This window comes from Shewanella indica (assembly GCF_002836975.1).
In the GTDB taxonomy this organism is placed as follows: domain Bacteria; phylum Pseudomonadota; class Gammaproteobacteria; order Enterobacterales; family Shewanellaceae; genus Shewanella; species Shewanella indica.
Window position 1 is genome coordinate 99,529 of the sequence record NZ_NIJK01000036.1, and the last position, 7,255, is coordinate 106,783.

At 52.8% G+C, this 7,255-nt stretch carries 6 protein-coding genes and 1 pseudogene; 5 read left to right on the top strand and 2 right to left on the bottom strand.

What is annotated here, in order from left to right; translation table 11 throughout:
• Positions 1-4 precede the first annotated feature (4 nt).
• The 4 genes from mltB to CX650_RS12205 all read left to right on the top strand — a co-directional run bounded on the left by mltB (position 5) and on the right by CX650_RS12205 (position 4,662).
• A complete protein-coding gene (gene mltB, locus CX650_RS12190) occupies positions 5-1,000 on the top strand; it encodes a lytic murein transglycosylase B (RefSeq protein WP_101095962.1) in 996 nt (331 codons plus the stop codon).
• Entirely contained in the window at positions 987-1,778 is a 792-nt protein-coding gene (locus tag CX650_RS12195; protein ID WP_039034328.1) for a septal ring lytic transglycosylase RlpA family protein, read from the top strand. Before mltB ends, CX650_RS12195 begins: the two co-directional genes overlap by 14 nt.
• Positions 1,779-1,906: 128 nt before the next feature.
• A complete protein-coding gene (locus tag CX650_RS12200; RefSeq protein WP_101095963.1) occupies positions 1,907-3,088 on the top strand; it encodes a serine hydrolase in 1,182 nt (393 codons plus the stop codon).
• Between the two features lie 272 nt (positions 3,089-3,360).
• On the top strand, positions 3,361-4,662 hold the full coding sequence (locus tag CX650_RS12205; protein ID WP_039034330.1) for a DEAD/DEAH box helicase: 1,302 nt from the start codon (positions 3,361-3,363) through the stop codon (positions 4,660-4,662).
• A gap of 170 nt (positions 4,663-4,832) precedes the next feature.
• On the opposite strand, the gene CX650_RS12210 is transcribed toward CX650_RS12205, so the two are convergent.
• The gene (locus CX650_RS12210; RefSeq protein WP_101095964.1) at positions 4,833-5,390 is read right to left on the bottom strand and encodes a DJ-1/PfpI family protein; all 558 of its coding nucleotides are present in this window, start codon (positions 5,388-5,390) and stop codon (positions 4,833-4,835) included.
• 295 nt (positions 5,391-5,685) lie between these two features.
• Here CX650_RS12210 and CX650_RS12215 point away from each other — a divergent pair, with 295 nt between their 5' ends.
• Entirely contained in the window at positions 5,686-6,318 is a 633-nt protein-coding gene (locus CX650_RS12215; protein WP_101095965.1) for a DUF2913 family protein, read from the top strand.
• A gap of 495 nt (positions 6,319-6,813) precedes the next feature.
• On the opposite strand, the pseudogene CX650_RS12220 reads toward CX650_RS12215, so the two are convergent.
• Positions 6,814-6,981, bottom strand: a pseudogene (locus CX650_RS12220) (alpha-amylase family glycosyl hydrolase); the annotation flags it as partial.
• Between the last annotated feature and the right edge of the window lie 274 nt (positions 6,982-7,255).

A 7,255-nucleotide genomic window follows, 5' to 3' on the forward strand; every position in this document is an offset into this window, starting at 1 on the left:
TTAGATGCCGACATTCAAAAAGCTGCTCGCCCCTCTGGGCCTGCTGCTAAGTCTCAACCTCAGCGCCTGTGCCACCGCCGAGGTGCCCGCTTCCGAGCAGCTCAAACAGGATTTTATCAAACAGCAACAGAGCCAAGGCTTTAGCCAGGAAGAAGTCGAAAGCTTCCTCGCCTCGGCCCAAAAAAACCAGGCGGTATTGGACGCCATTTCCAGCCCTTGGGAGGCCAAACCCTGGCATCAGTACTACCCCATTTTTCTGACCGAAAAGCGCCTCGAAGCCGGGCTGAATTTCTGGCAGCAACACGAGCAAACCATAGCGCGCGCCGCCAAGACCTATGACGTTGATCCGCAAATCATAGTCGCCATTATCGGTATTGAAACCTTCTACGGCGGTTATATGGGCAAGTACCCGGTGATCGATGCCCTCTATACCTTGGGGTTCTACTACCCGCCACGGGCGACTTTCTTTCGCGGCGAGTTTGCCAAACTGATGACGCTGCTTAAAGAGGAGCAACTCGATAAGGAAACGCTCCTGGGCTCCTACGCCGGCGCTATGGGTTATGGCCAGTTTATTCCTTCAAGCTATCTGGCCTACGCCGTCGACTTTGACGGTGACGGCAAGCGGGATCTGCTGGGCAGTGTCGACGATGCCATAGGTTCAGTAGCCAACTATTTTCACCGTCACGGCTGGAAAGCCGGTGAGCCGGTGGCGCTGGAACTAAGCACAACGGCCACGCCCAAGGCCAAGGTCTGGAAAGGAGAAAAGCTCAATTACCAAGTAGCCGATATCCTCTCCCCCGAGGTGGCTCTGATGGAAAACCGGGATCTGGATGCCAGCCAAAAAGCGCTGCTTATCGAGCTGGAACAGGCCGATGCCAAAGACTATTGGCTGGGGCTGAACAACTTCTATGTAATCACCCGTTACAATCGCAGCCCGCTGTACGCCATGGCAGTTTATCAATTCAGTGAACAACTCAAAGCCCACCATGACAAGACTTAAACTATTGCTGCCACTGACCGCCTCGATTCTGCTGGCCGCCTGTGCCGGCAACTCGGGCCGTTACACCATGAAAGATGATAGGCCTCCGGCCGATGCACCAGATGTCTCCAAGGTGGAAGATGCCCATCCCAGATTCGAGCCCTACAGCAAACAGGGCAACAAGGATTACCAGGTCAGAGGTAAATCCTACCAAGTGATGCCGTCCGGCAAGGGGTACAAGGTTGAGGGACTGGCATCCTGGTATGGTGCCAAGTTTCACGGCCATCTGACCTCCAACGGTGAAACCTATGACATGTACTCCATGTCCGCGGCGCACAAGACATTGCCACTGCCCAGCTATGTCAGGGTCACCAATTTGGCCAACAACAAGAGCGTAGTGGTCAGGGTCAATGACCGTGGTCCCTTCCATCCCGACCGAGTGATAGATCTGTCCTACGCCGCGGCTTACCGGCTGGACATGCTGAAAACAGGCACCGCCAAGGTCAGACTGGAAGTCCTGTTTGAAGACAGTGAAGAGAGCCAGACCATGGCCGAACTTCGCAGCAACAACCTGCACTATGTACAGGTGATGGCATCCGGCTCGCGCGAACGTCTGCTTGAGTTGGCTTCAGAGCTTGAAAACAAATACCAAGTCAAGAGCCGAATCACAGATGCCAAGTCGGTATACAGGCTGCAACTCGGGCCGGTCAGCCATGAAGGTATTGCCGCCAAATTGCTGGAAAAGCTGAAGCAGGACGGCTTTCCGAGCAGCTATATGGTGACTGAACCAAAAACATAAGCGTTCAAAATTCCACCACATTTTTAACTAATTAAGGAACCTTAACTGAAATTTCCGGTCGACTAATGTTATACTCGCTGCGAATTTCAGCATATTTTCCGACTCCAACCAGAAGACGTATTCAGGTAATGATGAATTTTGTAAAAAGTCCCGCGAAAGCCTTTCTGTTGTTCGCCTGTGCCTCGGTTTCCGCCGCACAGGCCAACAATGCCCCGATAGTCGTCCCAGATGCACCGGACGTTGCCGCCAAGGCTTATGTCTTGATGGATTACAACTCAGGACGCTTACTGGCGGAAAATAACGCCTACGAAAGCCTTAACCCAGCCAGCCTGACCAAGATGATGACCAGCTATGTCATAGGTCAGGAGATCAAGGCAGGTAACGTCTCTGCCGATGACGACGTGACCATCAGCAAGAACGCTTGGTCGAAGAACTTCCCCGACTCATCCAAAATGTTTATCGAAGTCGGCAAGACGGTTAAAGTTTCGGATCTGAATCGGGGTATCATTATCCAATCCGGTAACGATGCCTGTGTCGCCATGGCCGAGCACATTGCCGGAACCGAAGGCGCCTTCGTCGATCTGATGAACTCCTGGGCCAAACAGCTGGGCATGCGTGACAGCTACTTTGAAAACTCCCACGGCCTGGATTCAGACAACCACAAGTCCACCGCCTATGATATGGCGCTGCTGGGCGCGGCCCTCATTCGTGATGTTCCCGACGAATACGATATCTACAAAGAAAAATCTTTTACCTACAACGGTATCAAGCAGTACAACCGTAACGGCCTCTTGTGGGATAACAGCCTCGATGTCGACGGTATCAAGACAGGCCACACCTCGGGTGCCGGCTATAACCTGGTATCCTCGGCCACCAAAGACGGCATGCGCCTGATTGCCGTGGTCATGGGCACCAAGAGTGAAGCCGCCCGTAAGGCCGAGAGCAAGAAACTGCTCAACTATGGCTTCCGTTTCTTTGAAACCATCACTCCTTACAAGGCCGGTGACAGCTTTGTCACCCAGAAGATCTGGTATGGCGACCGTGACACAGTGGACTTGGGTGTAACCACTGACACTCCTGTGACCATCAACCGGGGCCAGGCTAAAAACCTGCAAGCCAACTTCGAACTTACCAAAGAGCTCACCGCACCGCTGGCCAAGGGTGAAGTCGTCGGCCGGGTATACTTCCAGCTTGATGGTAAAGACATTGCCCAGTTCCCACTGGTGACATTGGAAGAAGTCAACGAAGGCAGCTGGTTCAGCAAGCTGATGGACTACTTCAAGCAGATGTTTGCCGGCTGGTTCAGCTAAGCCAATAAATTGTGAGAGAATGCCGCCTGCGGGCGGCATTCTTGTATCTGCCCAAAACATTGATATCAGCAGTGCCTGAGGTCATTTATCCTTGCAGCGCAAGAATAAAGCAGAAATGATCGGGCCTTGGTGAATTTTTTTGCTATACTCCGCGCCCGCCCGGGTTATCCCGGCACTTGGCGTATACTCAGGCCTGAGCTTCCGGCATTTGGGCCGCCGACACCCGAAATAGCTAAGACACACGCCAAGCGGTTGAATACAGGAATATCGAGATGAAGTTTGAATCTTATAGTTTTGCCCCCGAAATACTCCGCGCGCTCAAAGAGTGCGGTTATGAGAGCATGACACCGATTCAGAGACAGGCCATCCCTGCGGTTCGCCGCGGTCAGGACGTACTGGCCAGCGCCCAGACGGGCACAGGCAAGACAGCCGCCTTTGTGCTGCCTATTTTGCAGCGCCTGCAGGATAACCCGCTCGAACTCAAACCCGGCAATATCCGGGCCCTGATCCTGGCACCAACCCGTGAGCTGGTGTCCCAGGTTGCCGACAATGCCCGCCAATACGGCAAATACTTGCAGTTGTCGGTGGCCACCCTGTTTGGCGGCGTCAAGTCAGCATCTCAGGTCAACAAGCTCAAGCAAGGCGCCGACATAGTGGTAGCCACTCCGGGGCGTTTACTGGAACAACTACTGGCCGGTAACCTGAGCCTGGGCTCGCTGGAAGTGCTGGTGCTGGATGAAGCCGACCGTATGCTGGATATGGGCTTTATCAACGATATCAACAAAATACTTCAGAGCGCCGCCAAGCAGCGGCAAAATCTGATGTTCTCGGCCACCTTCTCTGGCGCGGTAAGGCGCCTGGCCGATGAGATAATGAACAAGCCCAAGGTCATCACGGCCGACCGCCAAAACACCACAGCGGTGACCGTCAGCCAGGTAGTCTACCCGGTAGAGCAGCGCCGCAAGCGTGAACTCCTGTCTGAACTTATCGGGCGCAAGAACTGGCAGCAGGTGCTGGTGTTTACCGCCACCCGTGAAGATGCGGATCATCTGGTCAAGGAGCTGAATCTCGACGGTATCGCCAGTGCCGTGGTGCACAGTGAAAAAGCCCAGGGCAGCCGCCGCCGGGCGCTCAGAGAATTCAAGGAAGGCAAGGTACGGGTATTGGTATCCACCGAAGTGGCCGCCCGCGGCCTGGATATTCCGGATCTCGAGTATGTGGTCAATTACGATCTGCCCTTCCTGGCAGAGGACTATGTGCACCGTATCGGTCGCACCGGCCGCGCCGGCAAGACGGGTGTCGCCATCTCTTTTGTCAGCCGCGAAGAAGAGCGCACCCTGGCCGACATTGAAAAACTGATCGGCCAAAAACTCAAGCGCATCATGATGCCAGGCTATGAAGTGAGTAATCGCGATCTCCTGCTCAAGCAACTGCAAAAGCGCCGCAGCTTCGCCAAGAAAAAACCGGGTGCCAGCAGCGCCTCGGAGCAGGTCGCAGCGGAAAAGAGCATGTCCGGCCGCAGAGTTAAGGTTAAAGTCGGCTCCAGCGGCATCAAGCCAAAGAAGCTCAAGTGAGCCGCCCCGCTTGACGGGCTTTTGCTCCTATGTTGAACCATTAAAAAGCCGCGCACTGCGCGGCTTTTGGCTAATTGGGTTTTAGCTGGACTTTCTACCGGCTGGAAACACTCGCGTTCTCGGCGGCAAAGCTTGCTCCCCTAAGGGATAAGCGCTTTTGTTTACCGAATTCAAAGCAAGGCGTGGAACTGCGCCAACCACTGAGGATGAGCAGGCCAAGCCGGCGCTGTAACCAACTTGCCGTCAGTAATCGCTTCTGTCACCTCGATATCGGCATATTCACCACCGGCTTGGCGCACTTCTGGGGCACAGGCGGGATAAGCCGACACCTTCTTGCCCTGCACCACTCCAGCGGCGGTCAGCAGTTGCGCCCCATGACAGACGGCGGCAATCGGCTTATCCGCCTTGGCAAAGGCTCGAACCAGCTCAAGCACTTCATCATAGAGACGCAGATACTCGGGTGCTCGGCCGCCGGGGATCAGCAGCGCATCAAAGTCATCGGCACTTATCTGTTCAAAGTCACCATTGAGAACGAAATTGTGCCCAGTTTTTTCACTGTAGGTTTGATCGCCTTCAAAATCATGAATAGCCGTCCTGACAGTATCACCGGCCTCTTTTTCAGGGCACACGGCAGTCACCTTATGGCCCACCATCTGCAGCGCCTGAAACGGCACCATGATTTCATAGTCTTCCACATAATCACCGGCAAGGATCAATACGTTAGCCATTGTCTTCTCCTGTTATTCCATCGACTCACCATCAGACTCATCTTAACCAAGCCCATAGAGGCAGAGGTAACATCCGACTACTACCTCACCCTGTTCATTAAACAACCCAGTTGCCCGGCAGACAAGAGATATCCTTGAGATTGAAAAATTTACAGTAAGATAGCGGCGAAGACAGATCGGATAACTGTCTTACTGATAACCATTGTGGTGGTTTTTCTTTGTCTACCTGATATTGATAACTGCAACATAGGGTATACTCAGCGCCCCATCCATATCTCTTATACGCGGAAATACAATGACAGAACAAAGCTACAATCAGGCCTTGCTGGCATTAACCCAAGCCGGCCTCGCTGCTTTGGTGGAACGTAACCATGCCGCCGGCAGCATCAAGACCCCGGCAGCGGAAAGTCATTTCCTCTGCAACTGGATGGTGCAGTCACTAAAAGAGAAACGTTTCTCAAAGTTAGTGGCAGAAGATCTCACTCGCTGGATAAGAGAGGGCCGAAGCCTGGGTGCCGGTGCCAAGTTACCCGAGGTGCTTCAACGTATCCAGGCGCAGTATCTGCCAGCCATCAATAATGCCGCAGTGGGGCAATCGCTCCAGAACCTGATTACCGAGCTCCAGGCCGAAGGCTGGCTCGTCATCCTCGACTGTGAAGTAAGCGGTAAACTCAAATTAGACAGCCAGGGGCAAAACAGCTTGGTGATCTCCACAGAGCAGTATCAGCAGCATCTGCTCGATGGCAACTTGATTAAACCCATCACCCTTTACATCCGCGCCGACGAGCAGTTGATTGCCCAGTTTGCTGTCAAACATGCGCTTCTATTCAGCCAGGGGGATAAGAAAGCCAGTTGCATCAAGCACCATAAGGCTTATCGACTCTATCCTGATAACCAACAGCCTGCATTGGCATTGCTCAAGGCTTAACTTTCAGCATCGGAAATGACCTTGGAAGTGGCACTGGTGAACACTCTCACCGCAAGAGCTATTTCCCGGTTTATCAGTCCCCCGGCCAAGTTCGCTGAATCCACTTTATGTTCAATCATGGGGGAAAGGTCAAAGGGTTGCGGCTTTCGGCCGCTGCCACAGCGGCTAGCATAGCTTTCAGCTAAAAGTTCCTAAGTTAGTATTGGCGAGCTTCCGGCCACGGTGTAGCCCATCACCTGTGGTGCACCTTTCGCACAGGCGATCCTGTGACTCGCTGCAAGTACGTCCTTGTAAGCTCTGCCTCGCCATCCCTGGCTCGGAAGGTCACAGTTCCGCCTGTGCCTGAAAAATAGGTGTGTGTCTGCAAACTCTTCAGATATTCCAAGCTACTCAGCGCTAACACAGCTAATAATGGGTGTCTTTGTTGTTTTTTGTTGTTTTTAGTCAAGCCTGGGCGAAACATCAAAAAGATATGGCTGTCCTATCTTTTTTCTTTGACGACAACTGCCTGATTTTATCCACTATCCAGCCACGTCTATGCTCGTAACTGCGCCCCGACAGTGCATCTTCACCACACAAAAATGCCCTTCTGACGCAACGGTTAATCACGTGGTAAAAGGGCGTACTTTCAGCATCTATCAACTGGCGACGGGCAGTGGTCATAACCAACCTCGACTGAGCTTTGATGGGTATTTCAAAGCCTAGTCAAGGCTGGGCGAAACATCAAAAAGATATGGCTGTCCTATCTTTTCCGTGGTCATGGTAGTGTTCATAAATCTGTGTCATTTGAGTAATATACACCCAANAGCTGGGCGAAACATCAAAAAGATATGGCTGTCCTATCTTTTCCGTGGTCATGGTAGTGTTCATAAATCTGTGTCATTTGAGTAATATACACCCAAAAGGATATTCAAATGACCAAACCTACATTCGACAT

Bases quoted from the DNA above. Each gene is read 5' to 3' on its own strand.
- mltB (WP_101095962.1), top strand. From the start codon at position 5: ATGCCGACATTCAAAAAGCTGCTCGCCCCTCTGGGCCTGCTGCTAAGT.
- CX650_RS12195 (WP_039034328.1), top strand. From the start codon at position 987: ATGACAAGACTTAAACTATTGCTGCCACTGACCGCCTCGATTCTGCTG.
- CX650_RS12200 (WP_101095963.1), top strand. From the start codon at position 1,907: ATGATGAATTTTGTAAAAAGTCCCGCGAAAGCCTTTCTGTTGTTCGCC.
- CX650_RS12205 (WP_039034330.1), top strand. From the start codon at position 3,361: ATGAAGTTTGAATCTTATAGTTTTGCCCCCGAAATACTCCGCGCGCTC.
- CX650_RS12210 (WP_101095964.1), bottom strand. From the start codon at position 5,390: ATGGCTAACGTATTGATCCTTGCCGGTGATTATGTGGAAGACTATGAA.
- CX650_RS12215 (WP_101095965.1), top strand. From the start codon at position 5,686: ATGACAGAACAAAGCTACAATCAGGCCTTGCTGGCATTAACCCAAGCC.